This window comes from Providencia rustigianii DSM 4541 (assembly GCF_000156395.1).
Lineage (GTDB): Bacteria > Pseudomonadota > Gammaproteobacteria > Enterobacterales > Enterobacteriaceae > Providencia > Providencia rustigianii.
Genome location: NZ_GG703818.1, coordinates 751,375 through 777,676 on the forward strand (window position 1 = coordinate 751,375; position 26,302 = coordinate 777,676).

Sequence of the window (26,302 nt, forward strand, 5' to 3'; positions counted from 1 at the left end):
TTCTCTACCCTCAAAAATCAAGAGCCATATTTAAAAAGGTTTATGTCCCTTAAATGTGGGTAAACATTTGTGCCAATTGAGTCTGCGCGGTGATTAATTGAACGCAGCTTTTTGGCGTCAAAATCACTATATCCCTCAAAAAATAAAACAAAATATAAATCCGCAAAATGAAGATACTTAGAACATAAAACTTAAATTTATCGATATTTAGCCTTTGATTTATTTAATCATGCTAAAAAAATAAAAAATTCACGTATCTATATGGCATAAAAAAAAGAAAGAAAAATACACTGATGATTTATAGGGTTAATTGTTAATAAGATATGATTGGGCTGATGCTAGAAGGTAATTTGGTCAATAATAAGTGTGGCGTTGCTCACTACCCATCCCGTCGCTACGTTGCTGGAATATACGTAAAGCATGCTAATTAGATGAAATGCAACACGGATAAATATGGATAATGGTCACTCAGAGAATGGCGCCATTCGTTGGTTATTGATAGGTAGATAAGAAAGCCGGAGAGGTGAGCAGATGAGTGGCTAACGCATCACGTTGGAGCTATATCTGGTTATCCCAGATATTCAATCAAACTTACTCCCCAATTGAGGTGTGCAAATAAATAACGGTGAATTAATTGAACTGAGCAGTAGTGCTTTATCATTTAGCTTCTGGACATTGATAAACAAGCCATCGTGGCTATCTGACATTTCTCGCATAAAATAGTCGAAAATAACGTTGGGAGATTCATCGATGGAAGATGCACTGGCTTCCCATTGACTAATATTATAGTGACGCTCCGTTGGTGAAATACGTTTACTTGTATACTTAAATTTGACGTAACGCTGTAAATAAAGCCATCCCGCTTTCGAGGTTGTATAGCCTTCCACAACAATAGATCCCTGACCATTTGCCCCAAAATTAAAATGAATATTGCCATTCACATTTTCATCTTTCATATTTTCGAAGCGCATAATCCCTTTAGTGGAGCATGCCATAAGGCCTGAATTTTTATTTGATAACACGATAGATTGTGTATAAATAACCACGACCACAAAAATGGCTGCACTCAAGAAGCATAATAATTTTCCTGATATTTTCATCATGGTTTCCAAGAATAATAGAAATAATTATCACAATAACTAAATGGATTAGACTCATTTGCAGCGCAGTGCGCCAAAAATACGCGCCCTAGGCCGTTCTTTTGCAATTTATCGCCATAAAAGAAAACAAATCGTTCCTTATCTTTGCAGTCAAGATTTAAGTTATTTCGCACCTTGTCAAAGTTTTGCTCATAATTCTCGGCAACGACACCATTAATCATTTTCTCTGTAGATAATGCATCACAACTGGCATGCTCCAATGTGGGTAAACTAATAGGTGCGGAAGGCTGAGATGAAAAATAATTCATAGTGGCAAGTAGGATTGAACAACCTAACAATACGGCACTCGCAAGATACCAACAAATCTCTCTTTTTTGAGGATGAATAGATTTAGGTAATTCTTGAGGTATTAATTCGATAGGATCTGTTGCTGGGGTAAGAATAACTTCAGCCGTTTGTATCTCACTTAAGCTATTTAAAAGATGGGTTGTATTTAATGTTTCTTCATCAATTAATTCCAATAATATCTCAGAATTAAATTCTAAACGGCCTCGGGCAACAGTCACTATAATGTTTTCAATACCATATTGACGAAATGTTTTTCTCAATAAACTGAGATACTGATTTAAATTACTATTTGATGAAACTAGGCCATTATCATCCCAAACAGCTTTAAGCACTTCATCACGTGAAACAACGCCTTTTCTTTTAATCAAATAAAACAATAATGCATTGGCTGTAATGGACAATTGAGTATCAACCTCATCTTCTTTTAAAGATAAAGTGCCATCAACAGCATCATAAATAATGAAGGCATTGATCTTATATTTCATTATCGCCTCATTCTATTACTAGACGTAATATTGCTATTTGGAAACAAAAGGTATTTCTTCAAAAGAGATTTGCGTCAGCCGGTGGATAATCGCATCTCGTTCTTGCTCAGATAGTGTGGGTCCTTCTGTTAAGGCGGATAACCATAAACCGTCTGCCGCATAACGGACTAAAGCCCCTAAATAGCTATTATCAAACTCATCACCGTCTTCTAAATGCTGTAGCATCCAGTCACGCCAACATTTACGTAAGACGGGTTCCATCGGCATCGCTAATGATAGAAATGCAAGTTGGAAGCTCTCATCAGACTCTTTTAGTTCTCCGATATAATGCAGATAAGCACGAGAAAAACGGCCATTTGTATTGATATCACTCGTCATAATCACCGCGATACGGGTGTCCATAATATCGAGTAACTCAATGAACAGCGCATGTATCAGCTCTTGCTTGCTCGGGAAATGATGTAATAGCCCACCCTTACTGACACCCGCTTCTTTTGCGACCGCATTAAGTGAAAGTGCGGCAATGCCTTCCCGACCAGCAATCACTCGAGCCGCCTTTAACAGCTCTTCTTGCCTTTTTATGGGATCTTTTTTTCTTTGGGGCGTAAGTATATTCATGCACGGATGATACCGACCAGTCGGTATGTTCTATTTTGACTCGTATCAATGAACACAATATTGAGGTGAATTAAATGCGAATAGTGTAATTTACTTCACAGTATCCCTGCCTAAAAACTAAGAAATATAATATTATTTTTAAAATATAAAAAAATATAACAATGAAATACCTCCTATTTTTTTACTCTTGATAACTAAATTTAACTTAGTCTTGTTGCACCGAAGGTTATACTGTTTAATTATGTGAGAAATATCTATTTTCAAAGAAAGCATCTGAACTGTGTGTATTTACATAACATGAAAAGAGGTTTTGATTATGTCCAATCAGTATAATATCGGTGTGATTATTGGTAGTTTACGTGCCGACTCTTATAACTTAAAAGTCGCTAAAGCCATCACCAAATTATTCCCATCCAATTTCACTTTTAAATTTATAAAAATTGCAGATCTACCTCTCTATAACCAAGAAGCAGACCAGAATGTGCCTGCCGTAGTGGCTGATTTTAAAGCACAAATTAAAGCCTCAGATGGGATTATTTTCGCAACGCCTGAATATAACCGCTCCATGCCCGGTGTTTTGAAAAATGCGATTGACCAAGGTTCTCGTCCTTGGGGTGATAATTCCTGGGATAGTATTCCTGCGGGAATTCTCGGGGTTTCGATTGGTAATATAAGTACCGCTATTGCACAACAACATTTACGTAATAGCCTCGCATTCTTAAATATGCCAACGATGAATCAACCAGAATGTTATTTAAAATGGTATGAGGGTATGGTTGATGAGCAAGGTAATATATCCCCAAAAAGTAAAGATTTCTTACAACCTTGGGTCGATAGCTTCGTCAAATTTGTGAACCACAATTCAGTAAATTAATCATAGACATAAAAAAAGGCATCACATGAAGTGATGCCTCTTAAATTTCATACAAACTGAATACGAATTAACGCCCAGCTTTTAATTTTTGGAAATATTCTTCATACAGAACATTGGCATTCCCAACATCACTTTGCCATTCACCTTTTTTCAACACCTCTTCACTTGGGTACAGTGATGGGTCATTGGCTATTTCCGCTGGCAGCAGTTTTTTTGCAGCTAAGTTTGGAGTTGGATAACCAATCGACTCAGCAACTTGTGCCGCTATTTCCGGACGTAATAGGAAGTTAATCAGCTTATGTGCTCCCTCGACATTCTTAGCATTCGCAGGAATAGCTAAGCTGTCCATCCAGAAAATACCGCCCTCTTTCGGCCAAACAACCTCAATAGGTAAGCCTGCTTGTCTCGCCACAAAAGCGGAGCCATTCCATAACATACCAACATCCACTTCACCTTCAATAAATGGTGTTGCAGGGTTATCAGAATTAAATGCAAGAATATTAGGACGTAATTTTTGTAGCTCGTTGTATGCTTCTTCAATCTGTTTTGGATCTGTGGTGTTACCAGAATAACCTAGCTTCGCTAATGCCACTTGGAACACTTCGCGCCCGTCATCCATCATGAGCAAACTATTTTTATATTCTGGTTTCCAGAAGTCAGCCCATGAAGTCACCGTGCTAGGATCAACCGCATCCCCATTAATTCCAATTCCTGTTGCACCCCAAATATATGGCACAGAATAGTCATTATTTGGGTCAAATTCTTTATGGATTAGATTGGGGTCGAGGTTTTTAAAATTAGTGAGCTTTTGTTTATCGATCTTTTGCAGCATGCCTTCCTTGCTCATTTTTGCAATGAAATACGTGGATGGCACCACTAAATCATAAGCCCCTTCTTTATAGGTCTTCAATTTAGTGTACATGCTTTCATTCGATTCGTAGGTGGAGTAAATCACCTTGATCCCAGTTTCCTTAGTAAATTGCTCTAATAAACCGGGGGGAACATATTCTGTCCAGTTATAGAAATACAGTACATCTTTGTTATCGTCAGCGGCAGTTGCCGTGCCAATGCTTGCAGCCATTAACCCTGCGGCTAACAGATAGGACCATTTTTTCATCACTGATTTCCCTCAACAAAGTGCTTTTATCTATCTAATAGGCTCAATTGGAGCCCACCCTCTTGCCTGATGGCATTAAAAGATTGGGTGCCACAATGACACCCTCGATTTTATAAACTAATGCTTGGATGATTTAGCCGCGGCATTTTTGCCGTGTTTATCACGCATGACCCACTGACTTAAACAAACCAAGACCAATGACATCAGCAACAAGACTGTCGCCAATGCATTCACTTCAGGGGAAACCCCCACTTTAACCATTGAGTAAATTTTCAATGGTAAGATTTCATAGCTTGGTCCCGTCACAAAGGAGGAGACCACCACGTCATCCATGGATAACGTGAAACTTAAGAGCCAACCCGCAACAATGGCAGGCAGCGCTAAAGGCAAAATAATTTTACGTAAAATAGTAAATTCACCCGCACCAAGATCCCGCGCCGCTTCCAACATTTTTACATCAAAATCTTTCAATCTGGCGTATACGGTCACCACCACAAACGGCAGACAGAACGTAATATGGGAAAATAGCAGTGACCAAAACCCTAAGGAAACACCGAGGATCATAAACAGCACCAGCAACGATATCGCCATCACGATATCTGGAGACATCATCACCACAAATAACATACCGCCCACAAAAGGTTTCCCTCTAAAACGGTAACGAAATAATGCAACGGCGGTTAATGTGCCGATAACTGTCGCGAATGTCGCCGAAAGCACCGCCATTGTTAAGGAGTGCCCCGCTGCTTCTAATAAACTGTCATTATTACTGAGTAACTCATACCATTTGGTGGAAAAGCCCTGCCATTGAATACCAAAACGCGATTCGTTAAAGGAGTTCACAATCAGAATAATGATTGGAATATAAAGATACGCGTAAATAATGGTCATAAAACCACCACGGAATATGCGACCGATCATTCTTCATACGCCTTTTTATTCAGAAGCTTAGCAGCTCGGTAATACACATACAGCAATAGCCCCATCATCACGGTGAGGAAAATACTGGTTGCCGCCCCGAATGGCCAATCACGAATATTTAAGAACTGGCTCTTTATTACGTTACCAATGAGAAGATTTTTCGCTCCTCCCATTAGGTCTGCCACATAGAACAGTCCCATAGCGGGTAACAGCACGAGCAGGCAACCTGCAATAATTCCCGGCATCGTCAGTGGAATGATAATTTTCACGAAGGTTTGCAATTTACTGGCACCTAAGTCCCTTGCAGCCTCCAAATAGGATTTATCGAGTTTCTCTATGCTGGAATAGAGCGGCATGACCATGAATGGTAGCAGGATATAAATTAAGCCGAGCACCACCGCTTCAGGGGTGTACATTAATTTAATCGGCTTATCAATAATGCCAATCCACAATAGAAAGTCGTTTAAATACCCTTTGGTACTTAAAAAAACCTTTAACCCATAAATGCGGATCAGAGAGTTTGTCCAAAATGGTACGATCAACAAAAACAGCATTAAAGGTTGGATGCGTTTAGGTAATTTCGCCAAGATATAGGCGAAGGGGTAGCCAATAACCAAACAGAAGAATGTGGCGATCAGCGCCATATTCAACGAATGTAGCATCACTTGGGCATACATCGGATCCGATAAACGGATATAGTTGTCCCAAGTAAAAATCAAATCGACTAGATTGTTATCACTGCGAGTCAGGAAACTGGTGCCAATAATCATGATATTTGGCAGAAATACAAATAGCAGCAACCATGCAACCACGCTGGTGATAATCACATTCTGTAAAATTTTATGCTTACGAATGATCATCCAGAACTACCTCCCAGCTTTCAACCCAAGTCACAGCAACTTTTTGGTTAAGGGAGTGGTCGACATCAGGATCATCTTCATTGAAGAATTCGCTGACCATAATAATTTTGCCATCTTCCATCTCAACCACGGAGTCTAAAGTCATCCCTTTATAGTTACGTTCACGCACATAACCAATAAGCCCAGGATGATTGTCCGCATCATTCACTTCTTCAACACGCAAATCTTCAGGGCGCAATAGCACGTTTAAATGCTGCCCTTCAGTCACAGGAAGATCAGTGAAAATATCACATTCATGGCCTTCAACATTGGCTCGAATGCGTTGTTCATCAATGCGATATAATACTTTTGCATCAAAAATATTAATTTCACCGATAAATTGAGCTACAAACAGGTTTTTAGGCTCTTCATAAATTTCACGAGGCGTCCCATCTTGCTCAATTTTTCCGTCACGCATGACGATAATGCGATCGGACATTGCCAGTGCTTCTTCTTGATCATGGGTGACAAAAATAAACGTGATCCCCAACTTGCGCTGTAAGGCTTTCAGCTCATTTTGCATCTGTTTACGCAGTTTATAATCCAGCGCAGACAAAGATTCATCCAATAACAGGACTTTTGGACGATTCACCACCGCACGTGCAATTGCCACGCGCTGCTGCTGACCACCCGAAAGTTGATTCGGCATACGCTCTGCAAAATCAGCCAATTGCACCATCTGCAAGGCTTGCTCCACCCGTTTTTGAATTTCATCTTTTGGCGTTTTTTGCATACGCAAACCAAACGCCACATTTTCAAATACGGTCATATGTGGAAATAATGCATAGCTTTGGAATACAGTATTCACGAAACGATGTTCCGCAGGAATATCTGTAATATCCTGACCATCAAGAATAATTTGGCCATCATCAACATCTTCTAATCCAGCAATGAGACGTAAAACTGTCGTTTTGCCGCAACCAGAAGGCCCAAGAATAGTTAAAAACTCCCCATTCTGGATAGTTAGGTCAAGCTCAGAAATAATTTGTTTGCCATCAAAACCTTTATTTAAAGATTTTAATTCTACGAGTGGTGTGAGAGAGGTTGTCTCAGTCATTTATATTTCACTCTATCCCTAGGAATAATGCAGATAGAACCGCCACCGTTAAAGACTGTTAAGCCCCCAGGATAATTCCCAGCGAAGCCCAAAACCAGTAGCGCCATTTTAGAAAAACATTAAGCTCAGCATGATAAACACTGTTAATGAAAATTGAAAGCCATTTTCAACACTTTGTTAGCCTTTCATTATGAATTTACAACAAATAAACGCGATTTATAATAAAAATAAGTCCCGTAGACCCTTTTATCATGATGACGTGCCAATCTATCAAACTTCATTATAACTCAATCAATAAATAGCAATTAAATAATATTTAATTCAGTGGGTTATGAGATTTTTATTATTTCCACTTTGATATTTTACTAAGCAATTATTTAAATCTTTTTATACTTCGCGAAATCTACCATGAATTATATCCCAAATGCTAAAACTCAATTAAAGAATAATATCGCTGATAACCGACAATAATACTTTTAGATAAATTCAATGAATAATGACTAATTTAAGGCTTCGTAAATAACATTAATAACAAATGGTTAAACCTAATTTTTGAATTTATTTATGTGATTAACTTCAAGCTTTTCATTGGAATTTTTATATCTTCTTAAACCTTAACCAAAGTCATATTAATTTTCACATCCCTTTGAATATAATGGTTAAATTATTCTTATGAATTTTTGATTATTACGAATATAAATGATTATTCATACCCCTTTAAAGTGGGTTATCCAGAATAAAAAATCTAGAAAGAGATTATTTTTTATATTTTCCGCTAAAATTAAAATGTGAGTGAGTGATATGGCTAATAAAGAGTTTTTCTATCAACAACCTTATCCATTATCTGAGGATAAAACTGAATATTATCAATTAACCGATAAATATGTTTCTGTTGAACAGTTTGCAGGAAAAAACATCCTAAAAATTGAGCCAGAAGCCTTAACCGTGTTAGCCCAACAAGCAGTTTGTGACTCCCAATTCTTTTTAAGAGCGGCTCATCAAAAACAAGTCGCTGCAATTTTGCATGATCCTGAAGCCAGTGAAAATGACAAATATGTTGCTCTACAGTTGCTACGTAACGCTGAGATTTCCGCAAAAGGAGTTTTACCAAACTGCCAAGATACGGGAACCACTACCATTGTGGCGAAAAAAGGTCAGCAGGTATGGACTGACTGCAATGATGAAGAGATGTTATCTCGCGGTATCTATAACGCATTCCAACAAGAAAACCTGCGTTTCTCGCAAAATGCCGCTTTAGATATGTATACCGAAGTGAATACAGGAACAAACTTACCGGCACAAATCGATATTTTTGCCACTGAGGGTGATGAATATCATTTCTTACTGGTCAATAAAGGTGCGGGTTCAGCCAATAAATCGGCACTATTTCAAGAAACTAAAACCATTTTAGAGCCTGCTCGATTGAAAGCCTTTTTAATCGAAAAAATGAAAAATCTAGGCACGACAGCTTGTCCGCCATACCATATTGCCTTTGTCATCGGTGGAACCTCGGCAGAAGCAACACTCAAAGCCACCAAACTGGCATCCACTAAGTATTATGATAATTTACCGACTCACGGTAATGAATACGGTCAAGCCTTCCGCGATATCGAACTGGAAAATGAGTTACTCGAAGCAACTCGTCATTTTGGTTTTGGTGCTCAATTTGGTGGCAAATATTTTGCTCACGATGTACGTGTCATTCGCTTACCTCGCCATGGTGGCTCTTGCCCTATTGGGCTGGCAATCTCCTGTTCTTCAGACCGCAATATCAAAGCAAAAATTAACCAAGATGGGATTTGGATTGAGAAAATGGAACACAATCCAGCCCAATATATCCCAGAGTCAATGCGCCATAGTACCGAAGGGACTGTCGTCCATATCGATTTAAATCGTCCAATGAAAGACATTCTGGCTGAATTAAGTAAGCACCCAGTTTCTACGCGTGTTTCTCTCAGTGGTCCCCTGATTATTGGTCGCGATATTGCTCACGCAAAATGGAAAGAACGTTTAGATAATGGCGAAGAGTTACCGCAATATTTTAAAGATCATATGGTCTATTACGCGGGTCCTGCCAAAAAACCCGAAGAGATGGTTTCAGGTTCATTAGGTCCAACAACCGGTAACCGTATGGATCCTTATGTGGATCTGTTCCAATCTCATGGCGGCAGTATGCTGATGTTAGCAAAAGGAAATCGTACTCAAGCCGTAACAGATGCCTGTAAAAAACACGGTGGCTTTTATTTAGGTAGTATCGGCGGTTCCGCGGCTATTTTGGCACAAGAATTTGTGAAAAGTTTAAACTGCTTAGAGTATCCAGAATTAGGTATGGAAGCAGTATGGAAAATGGAAGTAGAAGGGTTACCTGCCTTTATTCTTGTCGATGACAAAGGCAATAACTTCTTTGATATTGTCCAGAAAGAAGCCTGTAATAAATGCGTTAAGTAGTTATTCCCAGCTATACATTCAACAACTCAGCCTTGAGCCCGTTATTTTAGGGCTCAAGGTTTTTAATACTTATTTATCAACCACCACGTTTTTATTCACGACAGTTTCTTCCCCATTCCCAACCATCAGAGCAAATTTACTGATCGGGTCGGTGCTATAAGCATACAAACGTTTTAAGGCAAAAGGATTATCCCCAAGGCGAACTTTACCTTGAATTGTTGTCACTGCAAGACGCAAACCTGCCTCTTTTCCTGCCTGAATTGCTGTTTGATTATAAGCGCCAAATGGATAAGCAAGGGCTCGTTGATTTGGTTCAAATTTAGCTAACTCTTTCATTGAACGTTTAAAATCCAACATTATCGTATGCTCTTTACGGCTAAAAATAATCGGGTTATTGCGATTATCTAAGCGATGCAAAAAGTGGGTATGCGATTGGATATTAAAAACATCTTGGCTATCTTTGATCTCCTGCTTGCACATAAATTGCAGGGAATCTGGGTTCCATTGTTGCGGTTTCGTTTTGACTCTTGAAGAGATCACAAATAACGTCGCTTGCTGCTGATTATTTCTTAATATTGGCAATGCATAACGGTAAACCGACTTCAGTCCGTCATCAAAGGTCAATGCGACGGCTTTACCCGGCAAATTCGCTTTTTTCTCCAAATAACCTTCAACATCATCTAAAGAAATAGTCTGGTATCCCTGCTCTTTCAGATAATCCATTTGTTCACGGAAAGCGGCCACAGATGTCGTCGTTGAAGTATGGCGGAAGTTTTTATTCTCGCTGTCTTCAAGAATATGGTGATAGGTTAGAATTGGAATGCCTTTATCAATCGAGACATCATCTAAGCGAATATAGCCCAAGCGATCCCCTAATCGAATGGTTAGCCACGCAGTTTTTTCCCCATCATTATCGGTATTAATCATCCGTGCCAATACAGGGTAACGTAGGTCTTCCCATAAAGAAGCAATTTGAGGACTATTCTCTTTCATTCCCGCATACACAGGGGTTTTTTGTGTTGTGATGAGGTAATCATAAACTGGGTTTTGAAGATCATTTAATCGGTCATCACTAGGTAGATTACGGGGTTTTTTATTAGAAAGTTGAGCTGTTTTTATGTAAGCGTAATCATTGCCAAACTGCAATGCATTGTAGCTCCCATTGGGATTATAGGCATAAAAGCCATGGTCTGGATTAAGCTCTCCAACGACGCGCATTTTTCCAGCAATAGGGGCGAAGATAACCTCAGGTTGTTTTGTCTGAATCAATTTAGGCGGTAGGTCAACGACCTCCCAATTATCAATATTAATCGCTTTTGAGCCAATGATGACAACATTGTTATCATTGGTATCTTCCGCGTAAGAAATAGAAAGCGGACCTAATAATAGGAAAAAAAATAGCGTTAGTAATCGATTAGACATTGCCTTTCTACTCTGGGTTAGCAAATATGCTCGCCAAGTTTAAACCGACTTTCTATTTAACCCTATACCCTGTTAAAAATATTTTTATACGAAAAAACCACAAAAATAAATTTCGTGGTTTTGAATATAAACAAATAAGAAAAACGCTTTCAAACAAATGAAAACAATTTAATAATTCATTAACAATAAAAGATAATTAACTCAAAATTGTTTAGTCATAAAACAAATGAGATTTATTTTTGTCCGTAATAAGCATTTTTTCCATGCTTACGTAAATAATGTTTATCCAACAACTCTTGTTGCATATCCCCTATTTTAGGCGTCAGTTGACGAGTAAATAAGTTCATGTAGGCAATTTCTTCCAATACCACCGCATTGTGTACTGCATTATCAGCATCTTTACCCCAAGCAAAAGGTCCATGGCTATGAACCAGTACCGCTGGAATATCCTTTGCAGAAATTCCTAATTGCTTAAATGTTTCAATAATCACATTGCCAGTTTCTCTTTCATATTCACCCGCAATTTCACTTTCTGTCATTTGACGGGTGCAAGGGATCTCACCATAAAAGTAATCAGCATGGGTGGTGCCTAATGCACTAAGAGGTAAACCCGCTTGCGCCCAAATAGTGGCATGCCGTGAATGAGTGTGAACAATTCCACCGATCTCAGGAAATGCTTGGTATAACGCTAAGTGCGTATCAGTATCAGAAGACGGTTTATATTTACCTTCAATAACTTCACCAGTGGTCAATGAAACCACAACCATATCTTCCGCTTGCATGGTTTCATAATCCACGCCAGAAGGTTTGATCACCATCAGCCCTGCATCACGGTCAACCCCACTGACATTCCCCCAAGTAAACGTCACGAGGTTATGTTTGGGTAATTCCAAATTCGCGTTGAATACTTGCTGTTTTAATTTTTCCAGCATCGTTACCTCCCCAGGTGCGAATGTTTAATATCAATATCAAACAGATGGGAATTTTATATTCTCTTTTCTGTCGATAAATAATTTCTGCGTTGGTATTAAGGTAAACAGATTTGGATAATTTAAAAAGCTTGCATCTTTACATTTAATTAACAAATAGCCCAATATCAGTCATACTCGGTCATCATCAGGCTTAAACGGAAATAAATTCCCCACAAAGCAATGCCCGAATTTGAGCTTTTATTTTTATCGCCATGCCAAAATAAGGCTGTAAATCACTCAATTCAGTAATTCAGATCACATTATTAATGCAATTGAATTTATTTATTTCATTTATTTAGTGATCAGGTTAACCATAAAATTCTTTATTTATTTCTGACTGGGATTACATGAGTCGAATCACGACAAATAAAAATCAACACAGGCACAATGCATACCATGGAAAGAATAGGAGTTTTGAGATGCTACAAGCTGAACGCCATAAAATAATTTGTTCTCATGTTTCTCAGCATGGATCGGCGTTAGTGCGTGATTTAGCTCAATTATGTCAAGTTTCACAAGAGACTATTCGCCGAGACTTAACCACCCTTGAGCGAAAAAATAGAATTATTCGTAGCTTTGGTGGCGCAGTTTCAATTGAACAGGACGAAAGTCCAGTACTGAATGGGTTACCATCTTCAGTCAAACTCGGTCAAATGGTCGATGGTGCGGAGTCTTTCCGTAAAAGAACGGAAGAACACCCCGAGGCCAAAATGAAAATCGCTAAAGCCGCACTGAAGTTTATTCAGCCTGGTGATTGCATCATGATGGATAACAGCAGTACGTGTTGGTTTTTAGCCCGACAAATACCGGATATTGATATCACGGTAGTTACTAACTCAGTAAAGATAATTCAAGCTCTCGCTTGCCGTGATCGTGTCAGAGTAATTGGTATTGGCGGAGAGTATTCGGAGCGCCACGACGATTTCCATGGCCCGATTTCAGAAAGTATTATTCGTAGCTTTCAAATCAAAACCTTATTTTTATCGTGCCAAGGATTTAATATCGAAAATGGTATTCGCGATGGTAGCGAAATAAACTCCAAGCTCAAAAATATTATGGTTCAGGTATCTGAAAACCGCGTGCTATTGGCTGACAATAGTAAATTAGATAAATATGCGTTTAGTCAAGTTTGTACCTTAAATGATATTAATGTATTAATCACCAATAAGCTTAATGATAAGAGATTTAATCAGCGATTCCCTAATTTAAATATTATTGAATGTGATAAATAATATTTATATAACTAAAAATATTAATTTTAATTAACGTATTAAAACCCTATAAATTAATTGATGTTAAAACTGAAATATTAATAAGAATGACACCAGGCACTACAACATTTATTAATTAATTTAAAGATTAATCGATGTTGCTTATATAAATCCGATTAGACATAACATTAACCCTATGTTGATGGCGTGCTCTTATTTACGTTCATCATCTCGAAGGAATATAACTATGAATATGAAAAAGTTAGTTTTACCTTGCTTAATGGGCGCAGCACTGTTTTCCAATATTGCCATGGCTGAATCACAAAAAGCACAAAAGCCATTTACCATGGGCGTTGTAGTAAAAGTCGGTGGTATTCCTTGGTTTAATGTTATGGAGCAAGGGATCACAGAAGAAGGTCAAAAATTAGGCGTGAACGCATTCCAAGTCGGACCAACAACCGCGGATCCCGCAGAACAAGTTCGTGCGATTGAAGATTTAATTGCCAAGAAAGTGGATGTTATCGGTGTCGTTCCTAATGATGCCAAAGTTCTTGAACCTGTCCTGAAACGCGCCCAAGAAGCGGGCATCAAAGTGATTACTCACGAATCGCCAAATCAGAAAAATGCAGATTGGGATTTTGAATTACTCGATACCCAAAGCATGGGTGCCAACCATATGAAAGATATGGCGGCGTGCATGGGCGAAGAAGGTAAATATGCCATGTTTGTGGGCAGCCTGACAGTACCATTAGTTAATGAATGGGCTGATGCCGCAATTGCTTATCAAAAAGCTCACTATCCAAAAATGCAGATGGTTGATGACCGCTTTGGCGTTGCCGAGTCCGTTGATGATTCAATGCGCACCGCGAATGACCTGCTATCAAAACATAAAGACTTAAAAGGCATTATGTCATTTGGTTCTCAAGGTCCAATCGGTGCTGGTCGTGCTATCGATAAACGCCGTAAAAATGCTGAAACCTGTGTATTTGGTACATTCACTCCGGGTCAAGGTATCAAATTACTAGAAAAAGGCGCCATTGATGGTGGCTACATCTCTAACCCGAAAGTCGCAGGTCAGGTCTTTGTTCAAGTGGCTACCGCAATGATGAATGGACAAGAGATCAAAGACGGCGTGTCTATCGGTGATATGGGTGAAATTAAAGTCAGTGGCAACACGATTCTGAGCGACAAGCCGGTGAACTTAAATATCGAAAATACCAAAAAATTGGTGGAAGTCGGTCTGTAATCCAACGCAGTAAATAATAAAAAATACGCTAACAATTTTATTTTTGTTTAACGTAATTTGAGTTACCGCGAGCAGTCAATATGCTAATCCCTAGAAGCGTACCTTGTGCGTAACTGGGGGTTAGCAAGTAAAAATAATAATGCGGCAGCTCAATTCATGATGAAAAAGTCAACACCAGGACTCCACTATGACAGCCGAAAAATCAACCCCACTTATTACACTTCGGGATCTTTCCAAAAGCTTTGGCGGCCATCGTGCATTACGCAATATCGATTTAACTCTGAACAAAGGTGAAGTTCACTGTTTGGCTGGCACCAATGGCTGCGGAAAAAGTACCTTAATCAAAACCATCAGTGGTGTTTATGCGCCCGATGAAGGTAGCGAAATTGAAATCGATGGAAAACGCTATTCTCGGCTAACCCCGGATAAAGCCCGTGATCTTGGGGTGCAAGTTATCTACCAAGATTTATCACTATTTCCTAACCTAACCGTTGCCGAAAATATTGCCTTTGAACTCAATTTAAACGGCTATTTTGGTTGGTTCAATCGTGGAAAACTGCGGGAAAAAGCGTTACAGATCCTTGATGAGTTATCTTTCACTATCGACCCAGATACCCCTGTTCAGTTCCTACCTATCGCTCAACGCCAACAAGTGGCTATCTGTCGCGCTCTGGTTGCCGATGCACGCCTTGTCATTATGGATGAACCAACTGCATCCCTGACTCGCACCGAAGTAAACCAATTACTCTCGACAGTGAATTACTTAAAAGACAAAGGTATTACCGTCGTTTTCGTCAGCCATCGACTGGAAGAAGTCAAAGAAATTTCAGATCGTATTACCGTGATCCGCGATGGGCAAAAAATTGGAACATGGCCCGCTGAAGGGCTAACAACCCGAAAAATTACCGAACTGATGACGGGCTTAGATATTGTTCATGAACGTAAAGTACCGAATAACGCAGAAGAAACCCATACCGTATTAGAGCTAAAAAACCTAAGCCGTGCAGGACAATATCAGAATATTTCTTTGTCCCTAAAACGTGGTGAAGTGCTCGGTTTGTGCGGATTGCTCGGTTCAGGGCGAACTGAACTCGCGCTATCGCTGTTTGGTATCACTCGCCCAGATAGCGGTGAAATGATTGTTGAAGATAAACCGATTATCTTCAAAAACAATGCCCAAGCCATCAAACACGGCATTGGCTACGTGTCAGAAGATCGCCTGACTCTCGGCGCAATTTTGCAACAATCTATCGCTGATAACATGGTGCTGTCGATTTTAGATCGTTTAAAAACCCCTCTGCATTTAATTGATGAGCAAAAATGCCAACAAATTGTGCAGGAGTGGATCGCCGATTTAGACATTAAAGTCACCGACCCCAATAACCCGCTATCCACCTTATCCGGCGGTAATCAGCAAAAAGTGGTGCTGGCTAAATGGATCCTGACTCGCCCCAAAGTGCTGATCCTCGATGCTCCAACCGTGGGGGTAGATATCGGCGCAAAAGACAGTATTTATAAGCTGATCCATCGACTGTCTGGTGTCGGGATCTCAATCTTACTGATCACCGATGAAGCCTCCGAAGCTTTTTACAACTGCGATCGAATTTTACATATGAAGCAAGGATCTATCGTCAAAGAAATTGTGACAGATTCCATGACGGAGCAACAATTGGAGGAAATCATCAATGGCTAATTGGCAAAAACTACGTCCACAGTCTGTTGAAGGCTGGCTGACTTGGGTGATCCTCATTATGGTGGCATTTTTTACCTTGATGAGCCCACAATTCTTAACCATCCAAAACTTGCTCGACCTCAGTGAAAGCTATGCCGTGACGGGAATTTTTGCTCTGGGATTATTCGTGGTGCTGGTCACGGGCGGGATTGATATCTCGTTCGCTGCGGTTGCCTCCGTTGTGCAATACGTTATCGCCACCTTTTTGCTGCAAGGTCTTCTCGAAAGTCCCACGCTCAGCATTATGCTCGCCATTATCATTGGTATTGCCTTTGGTCTGATTAATGCGATTTTGATTTACTCCCTCAATGTGGTGTCGATCATTATCACCATCAGCATGCAATCTTTACTATTCGGTATGTTGATGTGGCTGACTAATGGGCACAGTATCTACGATCTCCCTGACTGGTGGGTCGATCCAGTCACCATCCTGCCTTTTGAAGTCGATGGCGAATACTACCAAATTGGCTTACCACTTATCGTTATGCTGGGTATCGCTTTTCTAACGTGGGTTCTGATGAATAAAACCCATATTGGGCGCCAACTGTATGCGGTCGGCGGTAGCCAAGAATCGGCATCCCGAATTGGTATTCGTGTCTCTGTCATTTACCTGTTCGCTTATGGTTACCTCGGTGCCATGGCGGCGATCGGCGGAATGTTACAAACCTATCGAATGAGTGAAGTTGTTCCCAGTGCCTTAGTTGGGGGTGAGCTAGATGTTTTAGCCGCCGCCGTCCTTGGTGGCGCCAGTTTATCGGGCGGTCGTGGGAGCGTCATTGGCACATTAATGGGGGTTTTCCTGATCGGTATTTTGAAAAATGGTCTGAACCTCATCGGTGTCTCGAACTACTTCGTCAATATCGTTATCGGTATGGTTATCCTCATTGCAATTTGTATCACTCACTACAAAAAACGCAAAGAGACGGACGTAGGTTTTGTTTAACAGGAATATCACCATGAAAAAACAAGATTTTTTTAAAATTGATGGCTCTGTTATCGGACTGCTTTCAATCTTTTTCGCCGCGATTGCCGCATTCAGTATCGCCATGCCGGGGCATTTTTTTACTCAAAATACCTTTTTGAGTATTACCTTCCAGCTACCAGAACTTGGCTTATTAACCTTTGCTATGTTTGTTCCTATGCTTAGCGGTGGATTAAACCTTGCCATTATTAGTACGGCAAACCTGACTGGGCTATTTATGGCTTGGGTCTTCATCAACTATTTACCCGTGGACGCCAGTACGGCTACACAGTTGATGTGGCTAGGCTTTGCTCTAATTGGCGCTACCGTCATTGCGGTGATTATTGGTTGCTTAACGGGGCTGATGATCTCCCATATTGGGGCTCACCCGATCTTAGTAACATTAGGCACCATGACTATTATCAGCGGCATCGGTGTTTATCTTACCAAAGGGGCTGCTCTCAGCGGAATGCCACCTGTCGTTAGAGCGATTGGTTCCGATACATTCTTGGGCATGCCGATTGCCATGATTATTTTCATTGTCACCGCCATTTTGTTAGCCCTGTTTTTAGGCCGCACACGTCTAGGTAAAAATATCTATATGAGTGGCAGCAACATTAACGCCACTTGGTTTAGTGGTGTACGTACCGACCGCGTGATGATAGCCATCTATACCATTTCAAGTTTGCTGTGTGTCTTAGCAGGATTGATCATGATGGCGCGCTTTAACTCTGCACGTATGGGCTACGGCGATTCTTATTTACTGCTCACTATTCTGGCAATTGTTCTCGGCGGCACCAACCCATTCGGTGGTGTCGGTAAAGTGAGCCGCGTGTTCTGCGCGCTTCTGGTACTGCAAGTGATTGCTACTGGCTTGAGTCTGCTGGGCGTTAGTCTGCACTTCAATCTGGCGGTTTGGGGTATTACGTTGATCCTCGCCTTAGCCTTTAAATTCTTCAAAGAAAAATGGAGCGCTAAACGTGCGATGAACCGCAATCAGCGTCTCAATAAAGCTTCCGCACAAAATTAATTAACAGGGGAAATAAAGATGAATACTTCACGCAAGAACCCAATCGGTATCTACGAAAAAGCCCTGCCTAAACAAAGTAGCTGGCTAGAAAAATTAGCCATTGCGAAAGCTGCTGGATTTGATTTTGTTGAGATGTCTGTGGATGAAACTGATGAACGTCTCGCTCGCTTAGATTGGACGATGGAACAACGCCTCGAAATCGTTGCCGCCATTCAGAAAACTGGCGTGCGTATTCCTACAATGTGTTTATCAGGGCACCGCCGTTTTCCGTTTGGCAGCCATGATGAAAAAACACGTCAAATGGCTCGTGAATTAATGCTCAAAGCCATTAAATTGGCACAAGATTTAGGGATTAGAACTATTCAGCTGGCGGGTTATGACGTCTATTATGAAGAACAAGATGCTCAAACTATCGCCCGTTTTGAAGAGGGAATGAAATGGGTTTCTGAGATTGCTGCCGCATCCCAAGTGATGTGCGCGGTTGAAATCATGGATACGCCATTTATGAATTCGATCACTAAGTGGCAAGCCCTCGCCGATAAAATTCGCTCTCCGTGGTTCCAAGTGTATCCCGATGTCGGCAATTTAACTGCATGGGGCAATGATGTTGAAAACGAGCTGACCAAAGGCATCGAAAATATTGTCGCTATACACCTCAAAGACACTTACGCCGTGACTGAAACTTGTAAAGGTCAGTTCCGTGATGTCCCATTCGGTGAAGGATGCGTGGATTTTGTCGAGTTATTCAAACTTCTTAAACGGTTAAATTATCGCGGTACGTTCTTAATTGAAATGTGGACCGAAAAAGCCGATGAGCCCCTCGTCGAAATTATCAATGCACGCCATTGGATTGAAGATAAGATGCGACAAGCAGGCTGGAATAACGCATAAGGAGCAAAAGATGAACACATTTTTTATGGGTGTTGATCTGGGTGGAACCGTCATTAAAGCGGGAATTTACAGCCCTGAAGGTCAAGAGCTTGTGGTCGCTGAATGTCCTTTTCCTACTGAAAGCCCTCAAGCAGGTTTCAGTGAGCGTAATATGGATATGTTATGGCAGGCAACCTGTGGCGTCATTCGTGACGCTATTCATAATAGCCGACTAAACCCAACCCAAATTGCTGGCGTTAGCTTTTCATCTCATGGCAAAGGTTTGTATTTGCTGGATAAAAATGGAAAACCTGTACGCAATGGAATTGTTTCTTCCGATTCCCGTGCTCAAAATATTGTCGATGAATGGCATCAAAATGGTACGGCAAAGCACGCTTATCCGTTAAGTTTACAGCAACTTTGGGCATCTCATCCGGTTTCCTTATTATGCTGGCTAAAGCAACATGAGCCAGATAACTACCGCGATGGGCGCTATGTTTTGATGGTTCACGACTATATTCGCTACCGACTTACTGACCAAATTACCTGTGAAGAAACCAATATTTCAGGAAGTCAGTTATATAACCCCACAACCTCAAACTATGATCCAAAACTGTGCCAACTGTTTGGTATTGATGAAGTGAGTGAAAAACTCGCTCCTGTCATTAATTCTGCGGAGTTAGCAGGCTGTGTCACCCACCAAGCTGCCAAAGCATGCGGCTTAGTCGAAGGAACCCCTGTATTTGGCGGATTTTTCGATGTTGTAGGCGCCGCATTAGCATCTGGTGTTAGCCAGCAAGATAAACTCAGTGCTGTCGCAGGAACTTGGACAATATCCACGCGTGTCTTTGATAAAATCATGCCTGCTGATTACCCTTATGTCTGGGGAAAATACTGCATTCCGGGAACCTATTTTGTTCATGAAGGCAGTCCCACTTCCGCCAGTAATTTAGCCTGGTTTACCCGGCACTTTTTCAATCAGCGCTTACAGGATTACAAAGTCTTAAATGAATGTGTTGCAGAGGGAGCTACACGGAAAAATGATATTCTGTTTTTCCCATGGCTATATGGCTCTAATTATCACAGCAACTTGCACGGTGGATTGCTGGGGTTAAGTTCTCACCATACTGAGGCAGATATCGCTTACGCGATTTACCAAGGTATCGTATTTTCTCATTTATTACATCAAGACCGGATTGTGGGTATCGATAACCTAACTGAAGCCATCCGATTTACGGGAGGGCCAACCCAGTCAGCGCTGTGGATGCAAATGTTTTGTGATGCCAGTAATTTGCCAGTTGAAGTGGTGGATGTGAAACAATCTGGCTGCCAAGCTGCTGCATTGTGTGCTGCTGTCGGTACGGGATACTATTCTGGATTCGACACTGCGATTGCCTCTAGCACGCCGAAAATTACCGAATACCAACCCAATGAAATTGCTCACCAGCAACTCAGAGATAAATTTGCCCGTTTTAAAGCCGTTGCGGATGCATTGAGTTAATCACCTTTCTTAATAAAATCCTGTTCTATCCCTTATGAAAAAAGGACAGGGTTTTTCATCTCAATCAAAGCTCAAATTCACCTCAAATAATGAAGCTGAATGTAATTAACTTTTTCTATTAAGTTGAATCTTTACTATTTTCACATTTTATTAACCACCCCCCTATTTATAAAATCCAAAAAATTAAGTAATTTGTGATATTCATCACTTTATTATATTTAAATATTTTTTTGCAAAAATACTAACTGGATAATTAATTAGCTAGTTCTACTTAATTGAAAGCGTAAATAGCCGATTATTTAGCATAAGGAACGCAATTTTCTATTTGATATTAATTTTATTTCATCATTCTTGGCGAATTAGCCATCAAATACCCTCACTGAGAGTACCAATTACATATTGTTATTTAAATTAGAATTTGTATTTATTGACCACATAATTAATCCATCGTGTTATCACGAAAGTAAACAACTCATAACTCAATGTATTTATTGATATAATGCAAAATATTATCACATAAAAAAATAAGTGGTTAATTTAAACACCTACAGTTTCAGTTGTTTTAATTAAATTAAATACCATGATTAATTTCTGGTCTTTTTGTTTATAAAATAACTAAAAAATTTCAGTTAATTACTAAAAGCATCCAGCATGACTTAATTAAAATTTAGAATATTCTTCTGAGATTAATTATTCATCTTCAGCTCAACTCTATTACTCGAATAATTAACTTATCCTAAATTAATCTATTTACACCTGTACACTTTTAATGACATTAACAATTAAAATCACTCATTTTGAGTTTATTTCAAATAACCAAAATAGTGACAAACCCCCAACAGCACTGACCAGATCACGCCATCGAAGAAAACATTTCACTCAAATTTATTAACAAGTGCTACCGCAGCTTAACAATTTCAAAATATATGATAAGATCATTATCTCAATTTGAAATTATTTACTATATAAAAAACAAGATTGTTATTGAGGTTATAGATGAAAATCTCGAGAAGAAAGCTATTATTAGGGGTTGGTGCTGTTGGCGTATTAGCTGGGGGAGCTGCTGTTGTCCCAATGATCCGCAGAGAAGGTAGTTTTGAATCTACTAAGTCTCGCGTACCTGCTGTAGCAGGTACCGAAGGTGCATTACCTGCGTCTGCTGATGCAGTCGTTATTGGTGCCGGACTACAAGGGATTATGACTGCGATTAATTTGAAAGAACGCGGTTTAAACGTCATTATCTGTGAAAAAGGTGTTGTGGGCGGCGAGCAGTCTGGTCGTGCATATAGCCAAATCATCAGCTACAAAACATCTCCAGCAATTTTCCCATTACACCACTATGGAAAAATTCAATGGCTTGGTATGAACGAAAAAATCGGTGCTGATACTAGCTACCGCGTTCAGGGCCGTGTTGAAGTTCCTTCAAGCGAAGAAGATTTAGAAGTTTCCAGAGCGTGGATCAAAAGCGCATCTGAAAACCCAGGTTTCGACACTCCACTGAGAACCCGTATGATTGAAGGCCAAGAACTGGCTAATCGTCTGGTTGATGCACAAACTCCGTGGAAAATTGGTGGTTTTGAAGAAGACTCTGGTAGCCTTGACCCAGAAACAGTTACCCCAGCAATGGCTAACTATGCTAAATCGATTGGTATTCCAATCTATTTAAACTGTGCGGTCCGAGGTTTAGAAACTGCGGGCGGAAAAATTTCCGACGTCGTGACTGAAAAAGGTTCAATCAAAACTTCTAACGTCGTTCTAACGGGTGGTATCTGGTCACGTCTGTTTATGGGCAACTTAGGTGTTGACGTTCCTACACTGAACGTTTACCTGTCTCAACAACGTATTACTGGCGTTCCTGGCGCACCGAAAGGTAACGTTCACCTGCCAAACGGTATCCACTTCCGTGAACAAGCAGATGGAACTTACGCCGTTGCTCCACGTATTTTCACCAGTTCAATCGTGAAAGACAGCTTCTTGTTAGGCCCAAGATTCCTGCATGTATTAGGTGGCGGTGAATTACCATTAGAATTCTCTCTTGGTAAAGACCTGTTCAACTCATTCACAATGGCAACATCTTGGAAGTTAAACGAGAAAACACCATTCGAAGAGTTCCGTACAGCGACCAATACGCCAAACAATGAGCACTTAGATGGCGTTCTTGAGCGTCTGAGAAAAGAATTCCCAGTATTTAAAGAATCAAAAGTTGTTGAACGTTGGGGCGGCACTGTGTCACCAACTGATGACGAGATTCCTATTATTTCTAAAGTCGAACAATACCCAGGTCTGGTTATCAATACCGCGACAGGTTGGGGTATGACTGAAAGCCCGGCGGCTGGTCGATTAACTGCTGAGTTGTTAATGGACGAAAAAACATTTATCGATCCGACGCCATACAAGCTGTCTCGTTTTAGTTAATTAAAACGAAACACAATTAAATGGAACCTATTAAATACAATAAAGTCTTAATAGGTTCTTACTTAACTATATAATATATGGAGTTTATTATGCGCTATAAAAGTTTACTGCTTTCCTTACCTTTAGTTCTGGGTGTAGCAACGGCAAACGCAGCTGACGATGTGAAACGTGTTCCTGTTAAAGGTTTCCCTATCGCTGAATCAGTAGAAATCGGCGCTAACAACAGCATTATTTTCCTGAGCGGAAAAGTGCCATCTAAAATCTCTAAAGATGCTCCAGAAGGCGTTTTAGAGTCTTACGGTAATACCGAAGCGCAAACCATCAACGTTCTGAAACAAATTCAAGCGACTCTGGGTGAAATGGGTCTGACTATGAATGACGTTGTTAAAATGCAAGTATTCTTAGTTGGTGGTGATGAGACTAAAGGTACTATGGACTTCGCTGGCTTCATGGCTGGTTACAGTAAGTTCTATGAATCTGAGAAAGTGACTAACCTACCAGCTCGTTCTACTTTCCAAGTCGCTAAACTGGCTAACCCAGCTTGGAGAGTTGAAATCGAAGTGACAGCAGTTCGCCCAGCTAAAAAGTAATTTTTAACCGCTAACTGTTCCTAAAACGGTCGACTATTTATTTCCGCTTTGGCTTGGAAGTAAAATCTAGCGACCGTTTTTGTTTTTCTTCCCTTTGGTTCCCATCCCTATTGCTGTTATTCTTCTTTTATCAATCGTCAGATTGAATTTTCCGTACCGACAATCCCAATTTATAAACGCTTACTTTGTAAAAAAGCATCATAAAATCGTCGGTAAATTAAATACTCTATAGGCAAAATATGATTAAAGAATCCCTGAAGATCCACGGAAGAAAACAGTTTGAAATCAAACAAAAAGTTTTTTTTCCACGTAAATCTAAAGAGATCCGCTATCAGGTTGAAACCTTTTTCTTTTTGCCATCCTCATTGCAAGTGAATCCAGATCTTTACACTGCGTCTAATTTTCAGCGTAGCCTAAAGAACTATATTCGCCTCCGAGCCCCAACCGTTAAGCTCTCTTCTATTCCAGCAGAAAATGGCATCTTAGATGATTTAAGCTGGTGGTTAAAACAGCTAGACCCGCAATTACCGCCAAGCTTAGATGAGTATGAAAACCGCTTAAAACGTTACGCTCTCACCTATAAACGCACCGTGCGCTTAACGGTCAAGATGGTGATTCAAAATCCACAACGTCAAACTGAGGAATATTTACAGGCTCTATTGAACGATATCGAAAAATGTCTCACTCGCTACCGTGAATTAGTGACCTATACCGCCCCAGTCGAGAGCGAGATTCAGTCCAATGCATTTGCTTATTGCGACGAATTTATGTCTCACTACACCATGCTATACCTGCAAGATTTACTCAAAGAGAAACAGCTGCCTTTGAGGGATGAAATTCGCCATCATTGGTACCAAGAAATGCGTTATTTGAAAAAGCTGTCACCCGATAGCTTTCCCCATGATGAAAATGATGCGGAAATGGTGACTTATCGCCGCAATTTGCTGAAGAAATATATTAATCGCTATCTCTATTTAGAGATCCGCCATAAGCGCGGGCTTCCCCTACTTTTACATTCTATTTATGGTATTGCGGCGGCAATTTCGATGGTTTTCGCCACTTTTATTGCTTTTATGTGGCAAGGAAAATATGGCGCATTAAGCGCTAATTTATTTTTGGCAATGGTTGTCGGCTATATCTTCAAAGATCGCCTAAAAGAGATCGGACGAGAGCAGCTGTATCGGCTATTTCAGCGTTGGATCCCCGATCGCCAACTGCGTATTTATCGGGAAGGCGTCAAAAACCCAGTTGGGGTCTGTAAAGAATCATTTCGCTTTTTGAAAGAAAATACCCTTTCTCCCGATATTCGAGAAATGCGCCAGAAATCGCACTGGGTCAATTTAATCAATGTGCAGCGCGTTGAAGATATTCTTTATTACCGTAAAGATGTCACGCTGCATAACCATTCGGCCGCTTTTGAACAGACACAATCTTCAATCGTGGATATTACGCGCTTTAATATTGCAGATTTTTTGAAGTATATCGATATTAGCTATGAAGAGCTGATGGTCAATGATGATGAGCCTGTGATTATTGGCGAGAAGGTTTACCACATTTATCTGTGCCGTCGAGTGACCATGAATAAGAAAACTTACAATGAACTGGCACGTTTGGTGGTCAATGCGGATGGCATTAAGCGCCTTGAAATTCTACAACCTCTTGAAGTACTCAATACCAATGAAGATATTACGATCCCTCCCCAATAATCCATTACTGGGGAGTTATTTGAGCTAGTAATACAGAGCGATATGTCGCCCGTCTAGCTCTTTCACTTCTAAAGGCGTATCAAAGATATCCTCAAGAATTTCTGCCTTCATAATCTCTTCTGGTGCGCCATGATAAGATAGACGACCATTTCTGAGCGCCACAATATAATCTGAATATACCGAAGCAAAGTTAATATCGTGGATCACAAGAATAATCGTTTTGCCTAGCTCATCTGCTGCACGACGCAGTAATTTCATCATGATCACTGCATGCTTCATATCCAAGTTATTTAGTGGCTCATCAAGCAGTACATATTCTGTATCTTGGCACAAAACCATGGCCACATACGCACGCTGACGCTGCCCACCAGATAACTCATCAAGATAGCGATGACGAAACTCTGATAAATTTAAAAAATCCAGAGACTCATCAATTTTCTTTTTATCATCAAGAGTTAAACGTCCCTTGGTATACGGATAACGCCCAAAACCAACCAATTCTTCTACCGTTAAACGGCTAGCAAATTGATTCTCTTGGCGTAAAACAGATAAACACGTCGCGAGCTGGTCACTGGGTGTCGTTGAAACATCCAAATCATTGACCTTCACATAGCCATGATCTGCCATTAACAAGCGACCAATAATCGATAATAACGTCGATTTACCTGCCCCATTAGGACCGATGATTGAAGTCACACCGCTATTTTTAATACTGGTGGTGATGTTATCTAAGACCTTAGTATCCTGATAACTTTTCGATATCTGATGAATTTCAATCAT

22 protein-coding genes are annotated in these 26,302 nt (G+C 40.3%); 12 read left to right on the plus strand and 10 right to left on the minus strand.

Going from position 1 to position 26,302, the window contains the following annotated elements; genetic code table 11:
* Positions 1 to 581: 581 nt before the first annotated feature.
* From PROVRUST_RS08555 to PROVRUST_RS08565, 3 genes are read right to left on the minus strand one after another with little or no spacing between them, the layout of a single operon-like run.
* Positions 582 to 1,100 carry a FidL-like protein gene (locus PROVRUST_RS08555; RefSeq protein WP_039854812.1) on the minus strand — a complete coding sequence of 173 codons (519 nt, stop codon included), beginning with the start codon at positions 1,098 to 1,100 and terminating at the stop codon, positions 582 to 584.
* Positions 1,100 to 1,933: a transcriptional regulator gene (locus PROVRUST_RS08560; RefSeq protein WP_006814380.1), complete on the minus strand. Its 834-nt coding sequence runs from the start codon at positions 1,931 to 1,933 to the stop codon at positions 1,100 to 1,102. The genes PROVRUST_RS08555 and PROVRUST_RS08560 overlap by 1 nt, the downstream gene beginning before the upstream one ends.
* Before the next feature lie 33 nt (positions 1,934 to 1,966).
* Positions 1,967 to 2,551, minus strand: coding sequence for a TetR/AcrR family transcriptional regulator (locus PROVRUST_RS08565; protein ID WP_006814381.1), 585 nt, complete (start codon positions 2,549 to 2,551; stop codon positions 1,967 to 1,969).
* 316 nt (positions 2,552 to 2,867) lie between these two features.
* On the opposite strand from PROVRUST_RS08565, the gene PROVRUST_RS08570 reads away from it, so the two are divergent.
* Entirely contained in the window at positions 2,868 to 3,425 is a 558-nt protein-coding gene (locus tag PROVRUST_RS08570; protein ID WP_006814382.1) for an NADPH-dependent FMN reductase, read from the plus strand.
* 67 nt (positions 3,426 to 3,492) lie between these two features.
* Here the strand turns inward: PROVRUST_RS08570 and potD are convergent, their stop codons facing one another.
* The 4 genes from potD to potA form a co-directional block, all read right to left on the minus strand.
* The gene (gene potD / locus PROVRUST_RS08575; RefSeq protein WP_006814383.1) at positions 3,493 to 4,542 is read right to left on the minus strand and encodes a spermidine/putrescine ABC transporter substrate-binding protein PotD; all 1,050 of its coding nucleotides are present in this window, start codon (positions 4,540 to 4,542) and stop codon (positions 3,493 to 3,495) included.
* Between the two features lie 117 nt (positions 4,543 to 4,659).
* Positions 4,660 to 5,463 (minus strand): spermidine/putrescine ABC transporter permease PotC, encoded by an 804-nt coding sequence (gene potC / locus PROVRUST_RS08580; RefSeq protein WP_006814384.1) that lies wholly within the window; start codon positions 5,461 to 5,463, stop codon positions 4,660 to 4,662.
* The gene (gene potB / locus PROVRUST_RS08585; RefSeq protein ID WP_006814385.1) at positions 5,460 to 6,323 is read right to left on the minus strand and encodes a spermidine/putrescine ABC transporter permease PotB; all 864 of its coding nucleotides are present in this window, start codon (positions 6,321 to 6,323) and stop codon (positions 5,460 to 5,462) included. The genes potC and potB overlap by 4 nt, the downstream gene beginning before the upstream one ends.
* The gene (gene potA, locus PROVRUST_RS08590; protein WP_006814386.1) at positions 6,310 to 7,419 is read right to left on the minus strand and encodes a spermidine/putrescine ABC transporter ATP-binding protein PotA; all 1,110 of its coding nucleotides are present in this window, start codon (positions 7,417 to 7,419) and stop codon (positions 6,310 to 6,312) included. Before potA ends, potB begins: the two co-directional genes overlap by 14 nt.
* Before the next feature lie 801 nt (positions 7,420 to 8,220).
* Between potA and PROVRUST_RS08595 the strand changes: the two genes are divergently transcribed.
* The gene (locus PROVRUST_RS08595; RefSeq protein WP_006814387.1) at positions 8,221 to 9,867 is read left to right on the plus strand and encodes a fumarate hydratase; all 1,647 of its coding nucleotides are present in this window, start codon (positions 8,221 to 8,223) and stop codon (positions 9,865 to 9,867) included.
* A gap of 69 nt (positions 9,868 to 9,936) precedes the next feature.
* On the opposite strand, the gene PROVRUST_RS08600 is transcribed toward PROVRUST_RS08595, so the two are convergent.
* Both PROVRUST_RS08600 and araD read right to left on the minus strand, forming a co-directional pair.
* A complete protein-coding gene (locus tag PROVRUST_RS08600) occupies positions 9,937 to 11,289 on the minus strand; it encodes a polysaccharide deacetylase family protein (protein WP_006814388.1) in 1,353 nt (450 codons plus the stop codon).
* 233 nt (positions 11,290 to 11,522) lie between these two features.
* Positions 11,523 to 12,221: an L-ribulose-5-phosphate 4-epimerase gene (gene araD / locus PROVRUST_RS08605; RefSeq protein ID WP_006814390.1), complete on the minus strand. Its 699-nt coding sequence runs from the start codon at positions 12,219 to 12,221 to the stop codon at positions 11,523 to 11,525.
* A 458-nt stretch (positions 12,222 to 12,679) separates the two neighbouring features.
* Between araD and PROVRUST_RS08610 the strand changes: the two genes are divergently transcribed.
* The 10 genes from PROVRUST_RS08610 to PROVRUST_RS08655 all read left to right on the plus strand — a co-directional run bounded on the left by PROVRUST_RS08610 (position 12,680) and on the right by PROVRUST_RS08655 (position 25,522).
* Complete coding sequence (locus tag PROVRUST_RS08610) at positions 12,680 to 13,492, plus strand: DeoR/GlpR family DNA-binding transcription regulator (protein ID WP_039854815.1); 813 nt, start codon at positions 12,680 to 12,682, stop codon at positions 13,490 to 13,492.
* 232 nt (positions 13,493 to 13,724) lie between these two features.
* Entirely contained in the window at positions 13,725 to 14,717 is a 993-nt protein-coding gene (locus PROVRUST_RS08615) for a substrate-binding domain-containing protein (RefSeq protein WP_039854971.1), read from the plus strand.
* 187 nt (positions 14,718 to 14,904) lie between these two features.
* Entirely contained in the window at positions 14,905 to 16,410 is a 1,506-nt protein-coding gene (locus PROVRUST_RS08620; protein ID WP_006814393.1) for a sugar ABC transporter ATP-binding protein, read from the plus strand.
* Positions 16,403 to 17,392 (plus strand): ABC transporter permease, encoded by a 990-nt coding sequence (locus PROVRUST_RS08625; protein WP_006814394.1) that lies wholly within the window; start codon positions 16,403 to 16,405, stop codon positions 17,390 to 17,392. Before PROVRUST_RS08620 ends, PROVRUST_RS08625 begins: the two co-directional genes overlap by 8 nt.
* Positions 17,393 to 17,405: 13 nt before the next feature.
* Positions 17,406 to 18,440, plus strand: a complete 1,035-nt coding sequence (locus tag PROVRUST_RS08630; protein ID WP_006814395.1) for an ABC transporter permease — start codon at positions 17,406 to 17,408, stop codon at positions 18,438 to 18,440.
* A gap of 18 nt (positions 18,441 to 18,458) precedes the next feature.
* Positions 18,459 to 19,331 (plus strand): L-ribulose-5-phosphate 3-epimerase, encoded by an 873-nt coding sequence (locus PROVRUST_RS08635; protein WP_006814396.1) that lies wholly within the window; start codon positions 18,459 to 18,461, stop codon positions 19,329 to 19,331.
* 10 nt (positions 19,332 to 19,341) lie between these two features.
* The gene (locus PROVRUST_RS08640; protein WP_039854817.1) at positions 19,342 to 20,811 is read left to right on the plus strand and encodes an FGGY-family carbohydrate kinase; all 1,470 of its coding nucleotides are present in this window, start codon (positions 19,342 to 19,344) and stop codon (positions 20,809 to 20,811) included.
* Between the two features lie 996 nt (positions 20,812 to 21,807).
* On the plus strand, positions 21,808 to 23,226 hold the full coding sequence (locus PROVRUST_RS08645) for an NAD(P)/FAD-dependent oxidoreductase (RefSeq protein ID WP_006814399.1): 1,419 nt from the start codon (positions 21,808 to 21,810) through the stop codon (positions 23,224 to 23,226).
* 89 nt (positions 23,227 to 23,315) lie between these two features.
* Positions 23,316 to 23,816, plus strand: coding sequence for a RidA family protein (locus tag PROVRUST_RS08650; protein ID WP_039854819.1), 501 nt, complete (start codon positions 23,316 to 23,318; stop codon positions 23,814 to 23,816).
* A 239-nt stretch (positions 23,817 to 24,055) separates the two neighbouring features.
* Positions 24,056 to 25,522: a hypothetical protein gene (locus PROVRUST_RS08655; protein ID WP_006814401.1), complete on the plus strand. Its 1,467-nt coding sequence runs from the start codon at positions 24,056 to 24,058 to the stop codon at positions 25,520 to 25,522.
* A gap of 24 nt (positions 25,523 to 25,546) precedes the next feature.
* Here the strand turns inward: PROVRUST_RS08655 and PROVRUST_RS08660 are convergent, their stop codons facing one another.
* Entirely contained in the window at positions 25,547 to 26,302 is a 756-nt protein-coding gene (locus PROVRUST_RS08660) for an iron ABC transporter ATP-binding protein (RefSeq protein ID WP_006814402.1), read from the minus strand.